20 protein-coding genes and 1 pseudogene are annotated in these 19,269 nt (G+C 59.0%); 7 read left to right on the top strand and 14 right to left on the bottom strand.

What is annotated here, in order from left to right:
• Positions 1 to 121: 121 nt before the first annotated feature.
• The 8 genes from V7S54_RS20305 to V7S54_RS20270 all read right to left on the bottom strand — a co-directional run bounded on the left by V7S54_RS20305 (position 122) and on the right by V7S54_RS20270 (position 6,540).
• The gene (locus V7S54_RS20305) at positions 122 to 1,189 is read right to left on the bottom strand and encodes an ABC transporter ATP-binding protein (RefSeq protein ID WP_065377127.1); all 1,068 of its coding nucleotides are present in this window, start codon (positions 1,187 to 1,189) and stop codon (positions 122 to 124) included.
• A 97-nt stretch (positions 1,190 to 1,286) separates the two neighbouring features.
• Positions 1,287 to 2,063, bottom strand: a complete 777-nt coding sequence (locus tag V7S54_RS20300) for an SDR family oxidoreductase (RefSeq protein WP_336409335.1) — start codon at positions 2,061 to 2,063, stop codon at positions 1,287 to 1,289.
• A gap of 1 nt (position 2,064) precedes the next feature.
• Positions 2,065 to 3,048, bottom strand: a complete 984-nt coding sequence (denD, locus tag V7S54_RS20295; RefSeq protein WP_336409334.1) for a D-erythronate dehydrogenase — start codon at positions 3,046 to 3,048, stop codon at positions 2,065 to 2,067.
• A gap of 40 nt (positions 3,049 to 3,088) precedes the next feature.
• Positions 3,089 to 3,865 (bottom strand): FadR/GntR family transcriptional regulator, encoded by a 777-nt coding sequence (locus V7S54_RS20290; protein WP_336409356.1) that lies wholly within the window; start codon positions 3,863 to 3,865, stop codon positions 3,089 to 3,091.
• A 267-nt stretch (positions 3,866 to 4,132) separates the two neighbouring features.
• Positions 4,133 to 4,624 (bottom strand): ion channel, encoded by a 492-nt coding sequence (locus tag V7S54_RS20285; protein ID WP_065377143.1) that lies wholly within the window; start codon positions 4,622 to 4,624, stop codon positions 4,133 to 4,135.
• A gap of 95 nt (positions 4,625 to 4,719) precedes the next feature.
• Positions 4,720 to 5,403, bottom strand: a complete 684-nt coding sequence (locus V7S54_RS20280) for a hypothetical protein (RefSeq protein ID WP_065377144.1) — start codon at positions 5,401 to 5,403, stop codon at positions 4,720 to 4,722.
• A 441-nt stretch (positions 5,404 to 5,844) separates the two neighbouring features.
• A complete protein-coding gene (locus tag V7S54_RS20275) occupies positions 5,845 to 6,105 on the bottom strand; it encodes a hypothetical protein (protein WP_336409333.1) in 261 nt (86 codons plus the stop codon).
• Between the two features lie 165 nt (positions 6,106 to 6,270).
• Entirely contained in the window at positions 6,271 to 6,540 is a 270-nt protein-coding gene (locus V7S54_RS20270) for a hypothetical protein (RefSeq protein ID WP_336409332.1), read from the bottom strand.
• A 532-nt stretch (positions 6,541 to 7,072) separates the two neighbouring features.
• On the opposite strand from V7S54_RS20270, the gene V7S54_RS20265 reads away from it, so the two are divergent.
• Positions 7,073 to 7,861 (top strand): hypothetical protein, encoded by a 789-nt coding sequence (locus V7S54_RS20265; RefSeq protein WP_336409331.1) that lies wholly within the window; start codon positions 7,073 to 7,075, stop codon positions 7,859 to 7,861.
• A 220-nt stretch (positions 7,862 to 8,081) separates the two neighbouring features.
• Here the strand turns inward: V7S54_RS20265 and V7S54_RS20260 are convergent, their stop codons facing one another.
• The 5 genes from V7S54_RS20260 to V7S54_RS20240 all read right to left on the bottom strand — a co-directional run bounded on the left by V7S54_RS20260 (position 8,082) and on the right by V7S54_RS20240 (position 12,412).
• Positions 8,082 to 9,029 (bottom strand): polysaccharide lyase, encoded by a 948-nt coding sequence (locus V7S54_RS20260; protein ID WP_442892572.1) that lies wholly within the window; start codon positions 9,027 to 9,029, stop codon positions 8,082 to 8,084.
• Positions 9,016 to 9,519, bottom strand: a complete 504-nt coding sequence (locus V7S54_RS20255; RefSeq protein WP_141679584.1) for a hypothetical protein — start codon at positions 9,517 to 9,519, stop codon at positions 9,016 to 9,018. The genes V7S54_RS20260 and V7S54_RS20255 overlap by 14 nt, the downstream gene beginning before the upstream one ends.
• Before the next feature lie 335 nt (positions 9,520 to 9,854).
• On the bottom strand, positions 9,855 to 11,297 hold the full coding sequence (locus tag V7S54_RS20250) for a DUF1254 domain-containing protein (protein WP_065377133.1): 1,443 nt from the start codon (positions 11,295 to 11,297) through the stop codon (positions 9,855 to 9,857).
• Between the two features lie 91 nt (positions 11,298 to 11,388).
• Positions 11,389 to 11,916 (bottom strand): OmpA family protein, encoded by a 528-nt coding sequence (locus V7S54_RS20245; protein WP_442892581.1) that lies wholly within the window; start codon positions 11,914 to 11,916, stop codon positions 11,389 to 11,391.
• A gap of 70 nt (positions 11,917 to 11,986) precedes the next feature.
• Complete coding sequence (locus tag V7S54_RS20240; RefSeq protein WP_065377135.1) at positions 11,987 to 12,412, bottom strand: hypothetical protein; 426 nt, start codon at positions 12,410 to 12,412, stop codon at positions 11,987 to 11,989.
• Positions 12,413 to 12,578: 166 nt separating this feature from the next.
• Between V7S54_RS20240 and V7S54_RS20235 the strand changes: the two genes are divergently transcribed.
• The 6 genes and pseudogenes from V7S54_RS20235 to V7S54_RS20210 all read left to right on the top strand — a co-directional run.
• Positions 12,579 to 12,740 carry a hypothetical protein gene (locus V7S54_RS20235; RefSeq protein ID WP_176707623.1) on the top strand — a complete coding sequence of 54 codons (162 nt, stop codon included), beginning with the start codon at positions 12,579 to 12,581 and terminating at the stop codon, positions 12,738 to 12,740.
• Positions 12,741 to 13,068: 328 nt separating this feature from the next.
• Positions 13,069 to 14,883 (top strand): adenylate cyclase, encoded by a 1,815-nt coding sequence (locus tag V7S54_RS20230; RefSeq protein WP_065377136.1) that lies wholly within the window; start codon positions 13,069 to 13,071, stop codon positions 14,881 to 14,883.
• A 210-nt stretch (positions 14,884 to 15,093) separates the two neighbouring features.
• On the top strand, positions 15,094 to 15,822 hold the full coding sequence (locus V7S54_RS20225) for a DUF2092 domain-containing protein (protein ID WP_336409354.1): 729 nt from the start codon (positions 15,094 to 15,096) through the stop codon (positions 15,820 to 15,822).
• Positions 15,819 to 16,031, top strand: coding sequence for a hypothetical protein (locus V7S54_RS20220; protein WP_065377138.1), 213 nt, complete (start codon positions 15,819 to 15,821; stop codon positions 16,029 to 16,031). Before V7S54_RS20225 ends, V7S54_RS20220 begins: the two co-directional genes overlap by 4 nt.
• A 93-nt stretch (positions 16,032 to 16,124) precedes the next feature.
• Positions 16,125 to 17,390: an alpha/beta hydrolase gene (locus V7S54_RS20215; protein ID WP_336409353.1), complete on the top strand. Its 1,266-nt coding sequence runs from the start codon at positions 16,125 to 16,127 to the stop codon at positions 17,388 to 17,390.
• A gap of 185 nt (positions 17,391 to 17,575) precedes the next feature.
• A pseudogene (locus tag V7S54_RS20210) lies at positions 17,576 to 17,854 on the top strand (Fic family protein); the annotation flags it as partial.
• Between the two features lie 409 nt (positions 17,855 to 18,263).
• Here V7S54_RS20210 and V7S54_RS20205 read toward each other — a convergent pair.
• Positions 18,264 to 19,157 (bottom strand): GNAT family N-acetyltransferase, encoded by an 894-nt coding sequence (locus V7S54_RS20205; RefSeq protein WP_336409352.1) that lies wholly within the window; start codon positions 19,155 to 19,157, stop codon positions 18,264 to 18,266.
• Positions 19,158 to 19,269 lie beyond the last annotated feature (112 nt).

Here is a 19,269-nt window from a genome sequence, read left to right as displayed (position 1 = left end):
GCACCCGCCGTCCCGTTTGGCGAATGCTGCAACGAAGGTTCGGGCATGGCCGGAAACGCCGACCCGAGACCGGATGCGTCAGAGCTCCTCTTCCCTGACGCGTCGGCAAAGCGGGGCAGTATCAGTCGGTCAGCCGCACGCCGGTTTCGGCGTCGAACAGGTGCACATGATCGGCATCGATCGATAGGTGGATTGCCTCGCCCGGCCGGGCGGTCACGCGCTCACGGAAAACGCAGGTGACGTCCGTGCCGCCGAAGCGCACGATCAACTGCGTCTCGTAGCCGGTGGGCTCGATAACCGCGACCGTCACGGGAAACCCGTTCGGGTCGAGAGACATATATTCCGGCCGCAAGCCGTAGATCAGATCGCGGCCTCTTGCCGCCGATGGCGGCCGCGCGACCGGCAGCGCCATGCCGTCGGTTGCGATAAAACACGTCGGATTTTGCGGGTCGAGCCTGCCCTTGATCATGTTCATCGCTGGCGAACCGATAAAACCCGCGACGAAAAGATTGGCGGGACTGTCATAGAGGTCAAGCGGCGCGCCGATCTGTTCGACAATACCGTCATGCATGACGACGATCTTGTCGGCCATGGTCATCGCCTCGATCTGGTCATGCGTGACATAGACGGTGGTCGTCTTCAGCCGCTGGTGCAGTTCCTTGATCTCGGCGCGCATTGCTACCCGCAGTTTCGCATCGAGGTTGGACAGCGGTTCGTCGAAGAGAAACACCTGCGGATCGCGCACGATCGCCCTGCCCATGGCCACGCGCTGGCGTTGGCCGCCGGAGAGCTGGCGTGGATAGCGGTCGAGCAGCTTGGAAAGTCCCAAAATTCCGGCCGCGGTGCCGACGCGCTTCTCGATCTCGGATTTCGGCGAGCCGTTCAGCATAAGAGAGAAAGCCATATTGTCGGCGACCGTCATATGCGGGTAGAGCGCATAGTTCTGGAACACCATGGCGATATCCCGATCCTTGGGCGGCAGGGCGTTGACCACCTTGTCGCCGATGCGGATCTCACCCGCTGAAATGTTTTCAAGCCCGGCCAACATTCGCAGAAGCGTCGATTTCCCGCAGCCCGAGGGGCCGACAAGGATCACGAATTCGCCATCCTCGATTTCGATGTTCACGCCCTTGATGACGGGAAAGGCTCCGAATGATTTTCTGACATCGACGAAGTCAACGCCTGCCATATGCTTTCCTCCCTGTGAATTTCATCCGAAATCGGCGGTTTGTCCGGCGGCCGCCTCATGCCATTCTTAGACCCGTCCAGTTTCCTCTCGACCGCCCTTACCCTCGCCCCACCAGCGGCATCTTCGTCGCCATGACCGTCATCGTTAGCACGTTGGCGTCGAGCGGCAGGCTTGCCATGTAGACAACGGCGTCGGCGATATGCGCGACGGGGATCGTCGGCTCACTGGCGGTCTCGCCATTCGCCTGCAACACCCCGGAATTCATCTTCGACGTCATGTCGGTCGCGGCATTGCCGATATCGATCTGGCCGCAGGCGATGTCATATTTGCGCCCGTCGAGCGCGGTCGACTTGGTCAACCCCGTGATCGCATGCTTGGTTGCAGTGTAAGGCGCGGAGTTCGGCCGCGGCGTCTGGGCCGAAATCGAGCCGTTGTTGATGATCCTCCCGCCGCGCGGCGCCTGCGCCTTCATCAGCCGGAACGCCTGCTGTGTGCAGAGAAAGGCACCCGTCAGGTTTGCGGCTAGAATGCCGCTCCATTGCTCGAAGGTCACATCTTCCAGCGGCACGGCCGGCACATTGGAGCCGGCATTGTTGACCAGCAAGTCGAGCCGGCCGAACTCGGTGCGGACCGCCTCGAAAAGGCGAGCGACCGCAGCCGGGTCGCCGATATCCGCAACGATCGCCCGCACGGTTCCTCCCGTTTGCGCCGCTATGTCGCCAGCGGCTTTATCGAGCACGTCGGCGCGCCGGCCGGTGATGACGATGGTATAACCCTCCGCGCTCAAGCCCTCGGCGATGCCGCGTCCGACGCCCGTGCCGCCGCCCGTCACCAATGCGACCTTGCCTTCGCCGGATTTCAAAGCGCGGACCATCTCAGATATGTCCTCCGCGTTCGTCTTCGATATGGATCCTGATGATCTCGTCGAAGTTGGTTTCGGCTTTGAAACCCAGTTGGGAAGCACGCCGCGCGTCGAAATCGGTCGCCCAGCCTGAAACAATCGACTGGATTACCGGGTCGGGCTCACGGCGGATGAGCTTGACGGCCTTCTCACCGGCCACACGCCGGAGCGCCTCGATCTCTTCACCAACAAGGGCGGAAAGGCCAGGCATGGTCAGATTGCGTCTCGGGCCGATCGCAGACGTATCCATCCGCGCGGCATGAATGAAGAAACCGACCGCTGAACGCGGGCTTGCAAACCAGTGGCGCAAGTTCTCCTCCACCGGCAACACCGCCTCCTGACCTGCCAGCGGCTCGCGGAGAATATTGGAAAAGAAGCCGGACGCCGCCTTGTTGGGTTTGCCGGGGCGGATGCAGATCGTCGGTAGGCGGATGCCGACGCCATCGAAAATGCCGCGCCTCGAATAGTCGGCGAGAAGCAGTTCGCAGATTGCCTTCTGCGTACCGTAGCTCGTCAGTGGCGTGGTAAAGAACTCGTCGCCGATCTTTTCCGGGAAAGGCCTTCCGAAAACGGCGATCGACGAGGCGAAGATGACCCGCGGAACGTAGGGCCCCCGCAAACTCTCATGGCGGATCGCCTCGAAGAGCGCCCGCGTTCCGTCAAGATTGACCTTGTAGCCCTTGTCGAAATCAGCCTCGGCCTCACCGGAAACGATCGCCGCGAGATGGAAGATCACGTCCGGGCGCAAAGCGACCAGTTTCCCCGCGGCGTCCTCGGTTGAAAGATCAAGCGCGAGTGCCTTCGTGACCGGCGACAGCCCTTGAGGCACAGGCGGCTCGATCACATCCACCAGCGTCAGCCTGGAAATATCGTAGCCAAGCGCGCCTTCCTCTGAGGCGAGCTTCTCCACCAGCTTGCGGCCGACCATCCCGGCCGCTCCAATCACCATGACATGCATTTCCGGCGAACCTCCCCGTCTGCCGCCCGGCTCAGCCGGATCAGCCTGCTGTCCCGCTCTTGCTCTTTTCCCGTTTTTTCTGCCCGCTCCCCGCAAGCAGTTCCTTCGTCGTGTCGTAGATCCGGGTGAGATGCTGACGAAATGCAGCGATCACCGCGTCCCGGTCGCGCCGCTCCAGTGCCTCCACGATCTCGGTGTGGTCGTCATAGCTGGCATCGATAGCGCCCGGCCGTGACATCGCGCTGCGCCGGTAGTCCATCATGTAGGTGTAGAGATCGGTGACGAAATCGGACAGCAGCGGGTTTCCGCAAGCCCGATAGATTCCCATGTGGAATTCGCGATCGCAGATCAGGAAGCGCATGGCGTCATCGCCACACAGCTTCTGCGCTTCGAGCAGGCTTTTGAGCTTGCCCAGCGTCTCTTCATCAATCCGATCGGCAGCATCGCCGACGACCTTCAGCTCGATATGCAGCCGGGCCGCATGAACATCGTCGAGATCGTAGCTGTCGATGGCGTTGGGCGAAGCGATGGTAACGGTGAGATGGCTGAGATCGACATTGCAGATCCGTGTGCGACTGCCCTGAGACACCTCAACGATACCGCGCGCGGCGAGCGTCTGGATGGCACCGCGCACAGTCTCGCGGCTGACATGAAGCACATTGGCGAGTTCCCGTTCACCCGGCAAGACGTCGCCGGGGCGCAGCATGTTGGTGGCGATTAGCACCATCAGCTTGTCGGCGATGAGGTCACGAGCCGTGCGCCGGTCGAGACTCTGCCCGACCTTTGGCATTTGCGTGAGTATCGGGCTGCCGTCCATCGCCGTCATCACCTCCAACTGACCCACTGGTTGGTCCAGCAGATCAGTTTCCATGGAGCCGCGAAAAGTATGACTAGTCAAGACAGGTTCGTTGCTGCATCGCATCAAAGATCGGCCCTGGAACGGCGCCGCTGCCGGTCACTTTGCGCTTCGGCGGTCTGGGGGAGCGCGGTAGCCTATCCTTGATGATCTCAGATGGGCGCTGGCGATATGAGCCATTTCTTTTAAGTGCCAAGCGACACGAGTGCTTATGGAAATCCGGACGATCTAGGAATTGTCGTCGTTTTCATTTTCATGTGCCTTCCTGGCCCGCAGCATGTCGTATCTTCCAAAGTCCGTCATGATGCTCACGAGGATGCTTCCCGTCCAACCGAAGGTGAATAGTCCGGACATCGCAATAATCGGACCAAGCAGACGCCACCGATCTGGAAGGGCCACATTTCCCTCCCCGAGCGTCGTATAGCTCTCCAGGACGTAATAATAGCTGTCGCGCATGGAGGGAATAATCGCCCTTTCATAAAGTGGCAGCGCCCAGATCAGCGTTTCTGCAAAGTGCAGGAACGCCAAGGCGGCGATTGTCACGGCCAGCATAACATTCAGCCGCCAATGCGCCGTGGTGCTGTCCACGCGAGCCCAGGATTTGCTGAACTGTCGGCTGATGCATCTGATACCCAAGCCGTGCACAAACATGACGATGGTCAGAAACACGGTGCCTACGAGAATTTCCAAGACCGGCTTCGGCGAAGATAAATCGTCCACCCTCTGTGTCCTCGGTTTGGGCATCTGCGAGGAAGGCTCGTCTGCAGCCTTCCTCCGAGCCGAAAACAGCACGAGTTGTTGCTCAGATCGTAATTTTAGTAGCAGGGAGGATAAGGGTAATAGCCGCATGCCGGAGGCGGATAGTAGCGACGATCGTTGGCGACTGCCGCACCGACTGCGGCACCGGCGACCACGCCCGCTCCGTAGTATGCGCCTGGATGCGCATACCAGCCGCCACGCCAGACCGGCGCACGCCCACCAACGGCGACGCCGCCATAAGGGCCGCGAGCGGCAAACCAGTCGATGAACAGTGACGCGGGTCCATCGGCACCAGCGAGATCGCCTTCGAGGACGGCGACCTCAAACGTTAGGTTTCCGCCTTCAAGCTTCGGTGTCTTAAGGACGATCACCGCATCGGCGACAGAATCTCCTTTGCTCCTCAGGACCGATATCGTCGCATTTGGAGGGTCCTTTGCGAAACTATCGGTCCCATCGCCCCATTGCTTGATGAACTCGGAGGTCAGGACATGCCCCGCCGATCGCACCGGCCGATCGGCGAACACAATCGAATTTGCGGAGATACCGCTCATGGTGAGTTTGCCATTTTCAAGTTTTGCTCCCGCAGAATTGAGGACCGCAAGCGACGGCACCATCTGCGTCTTAGCTGCGCCGATGGTCTTCTGTGCGGGCGCTGAAATTGCGTCCTGCGCTATTGCCGGAGATGTGACTATTAGGCTTGCTGCGACTGCGACCAAGCATATGCCGGGAGATCTAATCATCAGTTTCACTCCGTTGGTTTCATCGAGTTTATCTACACGTCTTGCCACGATGAGGCAGAACAGGGTTTCAGTCGCCCATCACGGCGCTACCGTGCTGGCAGACCTTGTACGCCGACGCCTTCGCGGCATGATGCTGATCGATTGACGTCACGACACTGTTGTGAGTGGACATGCAGGTCGTTGAGAACTCCGCCGCGTTTTTCTTCAGGCAAGGCGTGGTTGCGGCCGTTTCCGAGACTCGTCTCGGCAGACTCGATGTCGCAACCGCATTCCTTGGCAAAGGTTGCTACCGCGTTAGAGTCGTGACTGCCCGACCGACCCCTCTTATGACGGGAGCACGGCGAGTGCCGCTCCTGCGAATATACCTTCCTTCTTTGCCATCATTGTTCCTCTCCTGCACCTATTGACCTGAAGCCGTCTGTTCGACGTTGCGTAGCGGATTTATCGCCAGGGTGTGTTGATTGCGGCCCTTTCCAGTTCCTGCTCGATCTCGATCCACATGCCGTCTATAAGGTCCCGGTACTCGGCGATACGTTCATCCCGCTCCGGAGCGGATGATTGCTCCCATCGCAGTTTCTCGCACTTTGCCGTCGCGAGGTCGTCGCACAGGTCGCGGAATCCCTCACTGCGAGCGGCGAGTTCCTCTATCGCCTTAAAGTGCTCTTCGAAGCATGTGGCTACGAATTTAACACCGTTTCCCATCCGGTTTATCCGTCCGTATTTGCCTGATCGCGATCTCAGGACATGGTGACATCGATCTCGATCCTTGAAGCTGCGACTCCTTTCAATGTAATCCCCATCCCAGCAGCGGCAGGCCACGCACCGCCGTTCAACTGCCCACCACTCGCATCACCATGCGCATCCAGTCTACTTCGCTTTCAGGACGGCAGCGGAAACCAAGATGACTAGAATGAAGACCGGCACGGCCGATCCCGATAATTGAAGGCAGACCGGCGCCAGCAGCAGCATACGCGGAACCGAGTAGCCTTCAAAAAACGCAGCGAGCAGCAGCGCGAACAACCCCCTCCACCACAGTGGCTTTCGAATGTCGGCGGCGGCCAGTCCTCCCGAGATTAGCAATAGCGGATTTCGGCTTATCGGACCGAGCAGCGTTCCGAGAAGGGCGAGTACCACCAAAACGTATGATCCGGTTTGCCCTTGCGCATCGCTCGCCCTCGATTACGGTTGTCGCTAGTGATGAAAGCTTCGCGTCAAGCTGTGAACGTCGAGGGCGTGAGCGCAAGGTATCTAACGGTATCATACGTGCGGCACATGCAGTTCCGGCATGAAGAATCCCGCTATTTGACAGTAGTGCGTTGCTATGGGGCTCCACGAATTTCGGGACAATTCATCAACTTATGTTTAGGTAGATGCGCGGTTTTGCATTCGTGACGGCGAGCGATTTGCTTTAAGGACGCCCGTCAAGAGTGAGTGGGGGTGCAGGCCGTGCAGAACGAATTGCCGCCACATCCGTCGCCTTGTCGATCGGGATATCCTCTACCGACATCAAGATTTGCTGTAAAATCAGACCGTCACTGAACCGCAAGCGCTGATTTTTCCTATAACGATACTGTAACATACAACCATACCACCACCCTTTACATCACTTCCCCCCATTGAAAGGATGACGTTGTTTGGGCGATTCATTTTGATACAAATGAGGGACTACATGCGGTCTTTATTGCTACTGGCCACCGTTCTTGGGGCCGGCCTTGGTGTCGCATCTTCAGCATATACGGCCGACATCACACTTGGCATTCCAGATGCGAAGGTGGTCGAGAGCGAAGGCGGCTGGACGTACACGGTTGCGCCATACTTCTGGGCGGCAGGGTTGTCCGGAGACGTGGCGCAATTCAGTCTGCCTGAAGTTCACATCAACTCCAACTTCGGCGACATCCTGGAGAACCTCGACTTCGCTTTCATGGCGGCTGGAGAAGCCCGGCACGACCGCTTCAGCATCTTTGCGGACGTCATGTACACCAAGCTCGGTGCCGAGGCGGGCACAAGAAACGGTATCCTTGCCGATAGCGTTGATGTCACCTCGAAGACCTTCGCCGGACTTCTCGGTGCTGGATACTCAGTGCTGGAGAACCAGTCTGGCCATCTCGACATTGTCGGCGGCGTGCGCGTGTGGTCAGTCGATACGACCATAGGGTTCAACGGTGGCCTTCTCGGTGGCCGTCAAAGGGATGACGGCGCAACCTGGGTCGACGCTCTGGCTGGTGTGCGGGGCAATTACTTCGTAACACCAGAATTCTACGTGACCGGATGGGGCCTGGTCGGCGGCGGCGGCGCTGATCTCGACTGGGATGTCTCGCTGGCCTTGGGTTATAAATTCACCCAAACGATTTCGGCCGTCGCTGGCTACCGAGCGGTGGGTGTGAACTACAATAATGACGGGTTTGTCTTTGATGTCGTTGAGCAGGGGCCGATTATCGGCGTGACGTTTCACTTCTAGGCTGAGGCTTGCGTGATCGGCATCATGAGCACAAAAGCCCCTGTCTCGTAACCATCAAAAACCAGATCCTCATTCTTCCCGGATCGCCCAATGCGGCTGTCGCCGGCGGCATGGATCGATGTCGCACGCGCCCAATCTGCTTGCCAAGGCACGCGCCGGCTATCGCGACGGGCTTGACGGGATCCTTCAGCTATATGACGCTCGATGGCTTCCAGGAGCTCTAGGAGCCTGCTGAGCGTAGCGCCGCAAGTCCGGCCGGTCCGAGAACATCTTCGCTGCGAGTGGAGCGGCGAAAGTTGTCGAAGTAGAGCGTCCATTCGCCTTGGGCTGCCGAGCGGTACGGGCCGAACTTGAAATACTGCCGAGAGCCAAGCCCATGTTCGTCATGCCCGATATGGCCTCGGACCGTCACGATCCAGCGGTCGTTGGCGAAGAGTTCGATATGCCCCGTGCCATCCGGTCCCGGCTGGGTCATCACTGCAAAGTCAATCCATCCACTATGCGGCGTCGGCAGCTCATTACCCCTGTCGATGACGGTGATGCGATCCGTGTGGGCCGTGAACAGGCGCCCGTCCTGTGGCTTCCAGCCAGGGTCGGTGGCAACCAGCGCACGCATCTGGCGCTTTTCCGGCCGCAGAAAAACCGGCGTGAGGGCCGATGTGCCGGTCGACAAGGAAGAGCGCCGAGAGATCACCGGAAAACTGGTCTCAACGGTCGCAAAGAGTCGGCCGCGAACGAGACGAAGTGCCAGGAACGGGCTAAAGTCACCCCTCGCCTCCGGACCGATCTCGCGCTTCCATTGGGCGATCAGATGGCGGTGGTCCCCTTGCGGGATGGGATCGGCAAACCTGACGGAAAAGCCGTACCAGACCGCCTTGTCATATGGTACGCGCAGAGTCGTGCGTTCCCACACCTCCGCTCGCTCGCTTCGGTCGTCTTCGCCCTGCCAGAGCGGGCGGACGCTTAGCTTCAACGCGCCGGCACTGCCAAAGGTGACGTCGCGCTGGAATTCGACTGATCCGGCACGTTGCTCGACATTGTCACGATAGTAGAGCCCCCCCAAAGGCGAGAAGCTGTCGCCTTCGAAACCGTCAAGAAGGTTGGCTTCCCAGGACAACGGCGTCGCCGCATCGCTATTCCCGTCAGGTGCGTTGTCAGCGGTTTCCAATACTTTCTCCTGAATTATCCTCCACGCTCGCAACGTATTTGTGCTTCAGGTCTCTTCCTGTCTCGCGACAGTCCATCGTGAGCCTGCGGTCAGCGATGTGGTCGTTGCACCGGGTAACATGACGGCTATTGTTTGAAATCAGTCGACCAGGCCCACCGCAGACGTCACAAGTATGGTAGGAACGGTCTGCGATCTCATGATAGATCCCACTAAGCGCAGCCGCCAGTTCTGCCGACAGGCGGAAGTCATCCGTCGGACTGAGGTAGCAGCGAAGACCACCCCACTTTTCCTCTATTTGCCGAACGTAGACCTTGGAAAGCAGCCCGTGATTGCTGAGGAATACTTCGACACGCCGTAGATATTCCTCAATCAATCCGTTCCAGCCGGTATTGGCAGTCAGGAAAAGGGACCACGTCTCCTCGCTCGTATTTGGATCAAAAAGACGAGCATAGCTTTCACGAACGTGCACAACGAACTCCGCATGTGTCATGCAGAGACTCCTTTCGCATGAACCCGGGGGCTGGAAATAACACCGGCTGTCAGCGCAGTTAGGCCTTCCCGTCTTGCAGCTGCCATTGATATGCCGAATCTGCTTGGTCGTTCGATCGGGCACACTTCGGCTGCCTCAAACCCTCCTCTTGTCAAATCCCGATCCGCGCCGAGCGTCGACGACGTGGTAGCCGCCGACACCCGGCTTGCTGAAAGGACCGAGCAAAACGCGATGGCGATCGGTGAGACCTGGCTTGCGACGGAGCCGAATCCATCGCGCGCAGAGTGACGGCCGTGAACGAGGCGGGGAGAGGCCGCCCCAGTCCCAGGGTGCAATCAGCTCACCTTTCTCACTGGCGGTATTGTCCATGAGCCGTCGATGATGGAAGGATTGCTCTCGTTGGGCCAGTAGAGGCGCATCATGAGGATAAACTTACCTTTGGGCGCCGGGAGCCAATTGGATTCCTTGTCCGATCCGGGCGATTCGTGCTGGATCAACAAATCGATCGAGCCGTCCGGATTTGCCTTGAGCGGCTCCCGTGCACTGATGGAGTAGCGATTGAGCGGATTGTCGACAAAGAAGTAGCCCGCATCATACATGGTCAATGACCAGAATCCCGAAACCGGTGGCGTAAGTCCCTTCTTGAATGTCAGAACGTACTTTTCGGACCCGTTATATGCCCGCTTGATCACGCCGTCGCCGGACTTCAGGGACGTCGGATAGATCGCATCCTGCGGCCGGTTTGCTCCCAGACCGATTGCGGTGATGAGGGCGCGCTGAATATAGTTGGTACCGTAAATCCCCGTCTTCGTAGTGAAGCCCCAGCCGTCGATGTCCTGCACGTCGCCGCCGCTGAACTTGAAATGCGTCATGATGCGGGCGAAGCCGAGCTCAGGGACGCGCTTCACAAAGGCCGGATCGAACTTGGCCTTGTCGAAGTCCTGGCCGGGAACGATGCCGAGTTCCGCAAGCTTGGCGACCATGGGCGCATCCGCGTCGGTCGGCGGATTTCTTTTCAGGAGTTCGGCAAAGAGGGTGAAGTACTCGATGGCGCTCATGCTGTTGACTTGCTCGCGAACGGCAGTCTCCATATCGATGGCCGGATCGACCTTGCCCTTGGGGGCGGTCCACTCCTTGCCCCATGCGCTCAAGGGATAGAGCTTCACTTCATCCTGGAGCTTATGAACTTCGGCGTAGTCCTCCGGCGTCCCCGTGCAATAGATGCGTCCAAGCAGCCAGACGATGCTCGTCGGAGATTTATATTGGGTCAGCCCTTCCGGGAGGGTGCCGTCCCAGCCTGGCCCGGTAACAACGAACGTCTGGGCCTCGGTGCCTGTGGTACGTTTTCCGGGGACGTCGAAGACAGTTGTCCAGCCATCCAGCATCGGAAACAGGGCATAGCGGTCTTTGAGGTCGGGCAGGCTCACCACCCAGGGCTCGTCTCCAACATCAAAGAAAGCCGTCGTATAGAGGGTATCGGCGTTCGGTGCGGTCACGTCCCGAAACTTGGCGTCTGGATATTGGCGCAGCCTGATCAGATGCCCCATGGGGCCGCGGGTTCCCTCGGGCTCCGCGACGTTGGTAATCACGCGCCGGGTCATTTCCATCGTCACGAGAGGGTAGGCGTAAATGTAGGCTTCGACTGCGAGCGCGAACTCATCGAGCCCTTCCGGCAGATCTGCCACCAAACCGTCGGCGGCGTTCGCCGACGAACCCACAGAACCAGCGGCCATCAGTCCAAGACCGGCCACCGTTAATTCACGACGCGTGATATGCATTGCTAGCCCTCCAAAAAAACAATTTGCAACGAATGCAACCGTGCAGAAAATGTCGTCCACAACTAAAAGATGAAACCCAACTAGACGCGGGCTATTTGACGAGACCGAGGTTGATTAGTTGGACACGTCGGTTTTCCCCCGCCTCCAGGTTGGCTGCATCCAGCGGCCACTCCTCACCCACGCCAATCGAATACAAACGGTCTGGTGCGATCGCAAACGTGGTCGAAAGCGCCTCAGTTATGGCATTGGCACGCTGCGCACTAAGCTCGAGATTGTGTTGGGCGTCGCCGGTCGAACTCGTGTGACCGACCACGAGAAACTTGTAGCGCCGCAGGTTGGGATGGTGCAGCGCATCGGCGATCAGGCCGACCGTGCGGTAAGATTTTGGCTCGATGGCGACGGAGTTGTTCTCGAATTCGATATCTACGATCAGTTGCGACAACTTGGAGAGCTTCTGCCAGTTCGGAAGATTGGCGACACCTTTACCCGCACTTGCCGTTGCTTCCTCCACAAGAAGCGCGACGTCAATTGCCGGCGCCGCTTTTTCCACCCTCCCGAGGGTACGTACAAGTTGCATGTCATTGATTTGCTGCGCCACCCCCTCGCCAGCGGACAGCATCAGCCCGATCGTCAGCAACGCGTTAAATTGGATTCGCTTCATTGGCTTGCCTTTCGTTCTCAAGAAGGTCTCAACGCCACCCTGCGTCGATGATGGCTTGGCCGCATTGTCCTTCGTTCACGCGCGTCGCCTTGTTCAGACAGGAAAGAACATTGCCCTCGCCCTTGACGCTTTTGCAGTACTGGGCGATGTCGTGTTTGCAAATCGTCGCAAAGGACGACTGCGCCGCCTGGCGTTGACTTATCGAGGTGATCACGTTCGCCAGTGTCACGGTACACGCCGGCGAGACTTTGCCCTCGTTCTGCTCGAGACAGGTCTGGATGCGGCCGGCGCCCAGGTTGAGCCCCTTGCAATATTTCCTGATATCCGACCCGCAATCGTTGGCGAGCAAGCTCACAGCATCGGCATAGCTGATGGTTTCTGCCCGACCGACGGTGGCGAGGGTAAGAACAGTGAGAACTATCGTTCCCGCGAAAACTGCACGTCTGTTCGTCATGGCAAGTCCGATCGAAAACAGCGTTTAAACTCGGCTGCCCGGCCGATAGCCGAGGCGTTAGTCAGCGTTGACATGCGCAATGCGGTCGCCAAAAGGAAGTAGCTTACAGTATCCAACGCCCCTGCTACGGTTGCGTCGGCATTGTCGCAGGTGCGGAGACTGCACGATGGCGAGCGCCACCGACATCCCGTTTCGGGGGCTGTTGGCCATCTCCATGTCCCCGGCGGAGCGTTCGTCGCAGCGGGAGTGCGAGTTTCCATCGACCGCCGGAAAATGGGTCGGCGCGGCGAAGTTCACCACCGCTCATTCGTCCTCATCGCATGCCTAGGCATCGTTACGGTTCCGTGAGCCGCAACCGAGCGGCGGCAGAGACCCTGAGATTTTTTCTTACCGGGCCGGTGCAGCACCGGCACGGCCGCACGCGCCTGTCACTCACCGTGGCAACCGCGAAACTCCTTCAAATTTTTCCTGCAAATCCGCCCGGAGATGCTTCGAAACCGACGCTTACCACTGGTGTGGCGAACTCTAGGAGCCACAAAAATCGAGGTGGTGGTCCGGTATGATTTCTGGACGAGCAGACCTTGACAGCGTAGGTTACATAAAGGGACGGTAACTAAATCAGCGATTGTCGCAGCTGAGTGGGTAGGGGGCGATTGATGGACACCTTAGTGGCACCCGGATCGGAGGACATGGCGGAATCGTCAGGATCTGTGCCAAGTCCAGCGGATATTCGTAACCAACTTGCGCGCATCATTTCGAGTGCTGAGTTTCCAAAAGGAGGCCGCGGCCCGGCCTTTCTCAGTTTCGTCGTCGAGGAGGCCCTTGCGGGGCGAGCGCTGCGCCTAAAAGGCTACACAATCGCGGTTGAGGTATTCAAGCGGAGCGAAGACTTCACCCAGGATGACCCGGTCGTCCGCATCGAGGCCGGGCGGCTGAGACGGGCGCTCGAGCGCTACTATCTCGTGGCCGGTCAGGACGATCCCGTCAGGATAGATATTCCAAAAGGACGCTACGCGCCTTCGTTCACCTGGAATGCTCCGAAATCAACGGCCCCCATCTTTGCCTCTGTCGAGGAGGGGGGCAAACAGCCCAGTCAATCATCGCCGCGTCGTGGGTGGCTAATGCTCGGCCTTCTCGGCGTCATCGGACTTGCGGCGCTGACATACTGGGGGAGCGAGCGTATAGTTGAGGCCGCGAAGCGGAGGGGAGCCGCAAACTCGCCTGACGAGCCGACGCTGGTGATCGCACCTTTTGCCAATCTCGGCGACGGCCCACAGGCTCAACTTTACACATCAGGGCTGACAGAGGAACTGCTCACCGCCCTGCCACGGTTCAAGGAGATCATGGTCTTTGGCCGCGAGACGTCGAAGTCTCTCTCCCCAGAGGTTGAGGCTTCCGAAATTCGTGGTGGGCTTGGTGCTCGCTATCTGCTTGCAGGCGGCGTCAGGGTGTCTGGTCCTAAGGTCCGAGTGACGGCGCGTCTATTGGACACATCCGACGGAGCAATCCTCTGGTCGCAGACCTACGACGATGACCTAACAAGCCGGGAACTTTTCGCCATCCAATCCGACGTCGCGAGCAAGGTTGCGGTCGCTGTAGCCCAGCCTTACGGCGTCATCGCGCAGGCTGCCACAGTAAACCCTCCCCCAGACGACCTCGGGGTCTACGATTGCACACTGCGCTTCTACGCATACCGTTCGGAACTGAGCCCGGAGACCCATCTGAACGCCCGAGACTGTCTTGAAAGCGTCGTGGCGCGTTACCCAAGTTATGCGACCGCATGGGCAATGTCGTCCATCGTGTATCTTGATGAGGATCGATTCCGCTTTAATCTCAGGATTGGTCAACCGACGCCGCTTGAGAGGGCGTTGCGCTCGGCCCGACGGGCGACTGAACTGGAACCAGGAAATACCCGGGCGCTTCAATCCCTAATGATCGCACTGTTCTTTAACCAACAACTCACCGAGGCGCTTCAGGTCGGCGAGGAAGCCCTGGCAATGAACCCGAACGACACGGAGCTATTGGGTGAGTTCGGAACACGGCTCGCAATCTGTGGCCAGTGGCAGCGTGGCGCGGATCTCCTTGACCGAGCTATTACGCTTAATCCCGGTGGCGCAAACTACTATCACGGAGCACGAGCACTCGCGGCATATATGCTGAACGATCCTGATAAAGCGGTGAGCCTCATCCGGAAGACGAATCTACAAAAGTTCCCGATGTTTCACCTGGTCGCAGCCGCAATCTTCGCCGACGCTGGACTGTTGGATGAGGCGAGGCGCGAGGGAGAGATCTTCATGAAGATGCGCCCGGATTACATCCCGAACATCATCGAAGAACACAGGAAGCGCAACATTGAGCCGAGGGACAACCTCCGGATGATCGCGTCGCTGCGCAAGGCGGGCCTTCCCGTGCCAAGCGCCGAGGACGTTGAAGCGAAGGTATTGGCCACCGCCGCATTCAAAATCCCCTGAGGCTTCCGCGGCGGACAGATTCTACAGTCTGCCCGCACAGAGCCTACCAGACGTTACGGGTGTTCGTTCTCCGCGGTGTCTACAGTTTGTCGATATCAGCCGCCTGCCGGCGACTGACGCTTGCCAAGCACCAAGAGGCATAGGCCGATGATCCGCTGGAATACGAATACTGCCCTTTCAACCGCCGCGTTCTGTTTGCTATTGGGACTGATGCCGCAAGCAGAAACGCTGGCGGCAGAAGCTGAGGCCAAAAGCCTCCTCAAGGCGATGTCAGACTATCTCGCTTCACAAAAGGCGATATCCTTCGCCTACGATTCAAACCTGGAAGTCGTCACCAAGGACCATCAGAAATTGCTGCTCGCGAGTTCCGGCAAGATCGAGTTGGGGCGACCGGACAAGCTGCGCGCCACGCGGTTTGGCGGCTTCGCCAATGTTGAATTGGTTTTCGACGGCAAGACGGTGACGCTGGTCGGAAAGGATATAAACCTTTACACCCAGGTGGATCTCCCCGGCACGGTCGAGCATCTGGTCGATGCAATGCGCGACAAGCTCGGCAAGCCGGTGCCCGGTGCGGACCTGCTCCTGCCCGACGCCTATGACAAGCTGATGGAGGGCGTAACCGACGTAAAGGACCTCGGCAGTGGGGTGATCAGGGGTGTCGAATGCGACCACCTCGCTTTCCGGGCGAAAGACGTCGACTGGCAGATTTGGATCGCGCAGGGAGAAAACCCCCATCCCTGCCGCTACGTGATTACCGCCAGCCGGGTCGACCAAGGTCCGCAATACAGCATCCAAATTTCGGACTGGAAGACGGGCGTCGATGTCGTGGCGGAAGACTATAGCTTCGTCAACAAGACCGACGCCAGGAAGGTCGACCTGACGGATCTTGCCGACATAGACGAACTACCCGATCACCTGGCCACGGGAGACTACAAATGACCGCGCACGGGAGACTGAAGACCGTTCTGCTTATTGCCGCGCTTTTGCTTCCCGCGATCGATGCCGCTGAGCAGGCAGCGATCCTTGGGCCCTACGGTTTTCCGAAGCCGGCCGAGGCTCGTGTCGGTCGGCCGCTGACACCTGTCAGCGTCGCGGGCGTCGCTCGGCGAACCGTGCGGCGCTGCGCCGTTGGCGTCTATTACTGCTAGGGCCCGAAATTTCAGGGGAAAGTTGGAAGCGTTTTGATCAACACAAACACCAGCGCTGAGCGCGTCGCTTCATTCACAAGCTGTCTGCGCCGGATGATCCTTTGCCTTACGCTCATCTCCGTTTCCGGATGCGGCGGCCATCCGAAGGGTGTGCTGACGCCTGTCGCCGAGACGTCCGCCGATGCAAGCCGCGTCGAAATGCTGATCACAACCACGCGTGACCGCTCGGAAGTACCCGGAGAAATGTTCACGGGCGAGCGTGCGCGTGCGCCAGCGTTTGCGGACATCACCGTATCTATCCCTCCTATCCGAAAGGTTGGCGATGTCGCGTGGCCAAAGAAGCTGCCTCCCAATCCGGCCACCGACTTCGCAACTCTGAAAGCGGACGAATTGACAAAGACTGAAGCCAAGGCCTGGCTGAACGCTTCGGTCAGGAAGAGTCCCGACCAAAGCGTGCTCGTGTTCATCCACGGGTTCAACAATCGCTTCGAAGACTCCGTCTACCGCTTTGCCCAGATCGTCCATGATTCCGGCGTCAAGAGTGCGCCCGTTCTTGTGACCTGGCCATCGCGGGGCAGCCTCTTGGCTTACGGCTATGACCGTGAAAGCACCAACTATACCCGCAACGCGCTGGAATCACTGTTCCAATATCTGGCTGCGGACGAAGACGTGAAGGATGTCTCGATCCTTGCTCATTCGATGGGGAACTGGCTCACGTTGGAAGCGCTTCGCCAAATGGCAATCCGTAACGGACGCCTGCCGGCAAAGTTCAAAAACGTGATGCTCGCGGCCCCCGACGTCGACGTCGATGTGTTCCGCTCGCAGATCGAGGACATGGGCAATCAGCACCCGCGATTCACCCTCTTCGTGTCGCAGGACGACCGGGCACTGGCTTTCTCGCGCAGGGTCTGGGGTGACATTCCCCGACTGGGATCGATCGATCCGGAGCAGGCCCCTTACAAGCAGGAGTTGGCGGACCACGATATCACCGTCATTGATCTGACCAAGGTGAAGGCCGGAGACAGCATGCACCATGGCAAGTTCGCAGAATCGCCGCAAGTGGTCCAATTAATCGGCGCCCGGATTTCCGAGGGCCAGACGTTGACCGACAGCAAGATGGGCCTTGGGGATCACCTTATCGCTGGAACGACGGGAGTGGCGGCAGCGGCGGGCAGCGCTGCGGGCTTGATCCTCGCCGCTCCGGTCGCTGTTGTCGATCAGGCCTCTCGCGAAAACTATGAGCACCACCTCAGTGGGTTGGCGGGCCGCTCGGGCGGCGGCCAGACGAGCGCTGTCGCGGACTGCACATCAAAACAGGGGGTGGGACTTAGTCCAACCTGTGGCACGCAACAGAATTGACGGACCAAAGAAGCCACTCGCGCAATCCTCACGTGCATGCGGGGCGCTAAGCATGGCGGACGTCTCTGAGCCAAGGCCGTATACGAAACTCTCGCCTTGAAGGGATTCGAACCAGCTTAGATTGCCCTATCGTTAATTAAGCGAAAGCGTTAATTAACAAAAATGCTGTTTCGTTTATTAAGGCCCAAATTGCACGACTGTTCGAGGGCGACCGCGAACGCATCATAAGAGAGTCTGAGCGTACGGGATCGGTCCTTCAGATCCACGAAACCATGCGCACCAGCCCTTACTTGACCGCCTCCACGGCAATGAAGCGGAGCGGCCTGACAATGCCGACCGTTAACGCGGCCCTCGAGCAACTCCAGAGACTCGGGATCGTTGAAGAAGCGACGGGCCGGCGCCGTGGCCGAGTGTTCGTCTACCGCGCCTACATGGAAATACTCAGCGACGGAGCGAGCGGCTGAGGAGTTCCCGTCGATACATTATGCGATCCTTTCAGCCCAAAAGGTGAACATGTTTGCAACAAACCGTTGCACAGGGCTCTAGAAGAACGGCTCCCTTCGACCCTACCGCCAATCACCGAATTGCCCCAAAAGCGGACCTTCGCGCGCCTTCCTACTACTGCAACACAGGCTTGTAGCAATCGCCAGATTCCGCCCCCACTATCGCCGCAAAGAGCCCGTGAACATTACGGTTCGATACCGCCCCGTTATCTTCAAGGGAGCCTGCTTCCGCGCCGTCTGGAGAACCTGCGCCGCGTGCTCGAGCGCGCGCCGGCACTCGACTGAAATAACGGGGACATTCAATCCGAGGACCAAAGTTGCTGCGAGGCTTGAACACGTGTGATCTTGCCATAGCAGGAGCCGTAAAGGCTCAGCCAAGCGCGTGGCTTGCCAGCCCGTAGAGGTTCGGTCCTGGTACTACGACCGCGCCGCCTTTGCCCCGCCGGGACATTGCGAGCACTGTGTCGAAGACGGTCAGGCCGGATTGCGAGAGGAATGTGGCGAAAATGCCGGTCTCGACTGGTGTGTCGAGGCGCAGAAATTGATTTTCGTGGGCGGAGACATGTTGCCGTATCACTGCGACGGCGTCCGCATCAGTTTCTGCCACGACTGGGCCAATGACATGCCCCCTGCCAAAAGGACGGCAAAGCGCGAAAGCGCGCAGCCGCCCCTCGGGAAACAAGCCGTACCCTATGGATTGTGCGAAGAGCTTGCCAATCAGCGCCGCCCTCGAAACGCCGAATGCTCCTGCATCCAGCTCGACGACATCGGCAAGGTCCTTCCCTTCCAGTCGCCGGACCTCCGGTTGCTCCATCTGCGTAATCAAGTCGGTCGGCCGGCGGGCCATGCCCTGGCATTGGTATATGGTCCGTATAGGCTCAAAACCGAGCGAATGGTAAAGGCGGCGGGAGGCCCTCGTCGCATTGAGCCTCAGATCGCGTCCCCGGCATTCCGAAAGCACGTGGTCCATGAGCCATCGCCCGGCGCCGTTTGTCTGCAGCCGCGGCGAAGTAATCACCATGCCTATGGTCGCAAAATCATCACCGTGCGGAAACCACATGGCCGAACCTGTCAGCCTGCCGATTTCATCAAGCGCCACGTAGCCGCGGCCGACCTCGCGCAGGAGCTGCAAGTCCTCGGAGCGGAGCGGCCATCCGACGGAAACCGACAGGGCGTGCAGTTGCTCGAGATCGGCGCTCTCGATCCCGGCTATGCGCATTTCGAAACTGTCGATGACTTTGGATTCGGATGTCGGTGCGTTCACTCCTTGCCTCCCGTCCCTGCCGGCGTCTTGTCTCGTCCCGCTTTCCAACCGGCCCGCGACCAAAACCTTTACCCGTTAGACTAGGACGGTGCGCTCGATACAATTCACTTGA

The organism is Ensifer sp. CCNWLY38 (genome assembly GCF_037120565.1).
Classification (GTDB): Bacteria; Pseudomonadota; Alphaproteobacteria; order Rhizobiales; family Rhizobiaceae; genus Ensifer; species Ensifer adhaerens_H.
The sequence above is the reverse complement of the archived record's forward strand: the minus strand, read 5'-3'. Positions and strand labels throughout refer to the sequence as shown.

Coding starts and splice junctions, on each gene's coding strand:
- V7S54_RS20220 (WP_065377138.1), top strand. CDS start 15,819: ATGACCGCGCACGGGAGACTGAAGACCGTTCTGCTTATTGCCGCGCTT.
- V7S54_RS20305 (WP_065377127.1), bottom strand. CDS start 1,189: ATGGCAGGCGTTGACTTCGTCGATGTCAGAAAATCATTCGGAGCCTTT.
- V7S54_RS20235 (WP_176707623.1), top strand. CDS start 12,579: ATGGCGAGCGCCACCGACATCCCGTTTCGGGGGCTGTTGGCCATCTCC.
- denD (WP_336409334.1), bottom strand. CDS start 3,048: ATGCATGTCATGGTGATTGGAGCGGCCGGGATGGTCGGCCGCAAGCTG.
- V7S54_RS20225 (WP_336409354.1), top strand. CDS start 15,094: ATGCCGCAAGCAGAAACGCTGGCGGCAGAAGCTGAGGCCAAAAGCCTC.
- V7S54_RS20290 (WP_336409356.1), bottom strand. CDS start 3,865: ATGGACGGCAGCCCGATACTCACGCAAATGCCAAAGGTCGGGCAGAGT.
- V7S54_RS20255 (WP_141679584.1), bottom strand. CDS start 9,519: ATGACACATGCGGAGTTCGTTGTGCACGTTCGTGAAAGCTATGCTCGT.
- V7S54_RS20300 (WP_336409335.1), bottom strand. CDS start 2,063: ATGGTCCGCGCTTTGAAATCCGGCGAAGGCAAGGTCGCATTGGTGACG.
- V7S54_RS20280 (WP_065377144.1), bottom strand. CDS start 5,403: ATGATTAGATCTCCCGGCATATGCTTGGTCGCAGTCGCAGCAAGCCTA.
- V7S54_RS20230 (WP_065377136.1), top strand. CDS start 13,069: ATGGACACCTTAGTGGCACCCGGATCGGAGGACATGGCGGAATCGTCA.
- V7S54_RS20240 (WP_065377135.1), bottom strand. CDS start 12,412: ATGACGAACAGACGTGCAGTTTTCGCGGGAACGATAGTTCTCACTGTT.
- V7S54_RS20265 (WP_336409331.1), top strand. CDS start 7,073: ATGCGGTCTTTATTGCTACTGGCCACCGTTCTTGGGGCCGGCCTTGGT.
- V7S54_RS20250 (WP_065377133.1), bottom strand. CDS start 11,297: ATGCATATCACGCGTCGTGAATTAACGGTGGCCGGTCTTGGACTGATG.
- V7S54_RS20245 (WP_442892581.1), bottom strand. CDS start 11,916: ATGCTGTCCGCTGGCGAGGGGGTGGCGCAGCAAATCAATGACATGCAA.
- V7S54_RS20215 (WP_336409353.1), top strand. CDS start 16,125: ATGATCCTTTGCCTTACGCTCATCTCCGTTTCCGGATGCGGCGGCCAT.
- V7S54_RS20275 (WP_336409333.1), bottom strand. CDS start 6,105: ATGGGAAACGGTGTTAAATTCGTAGCCACATGCTTCGAAGAGCACTTT.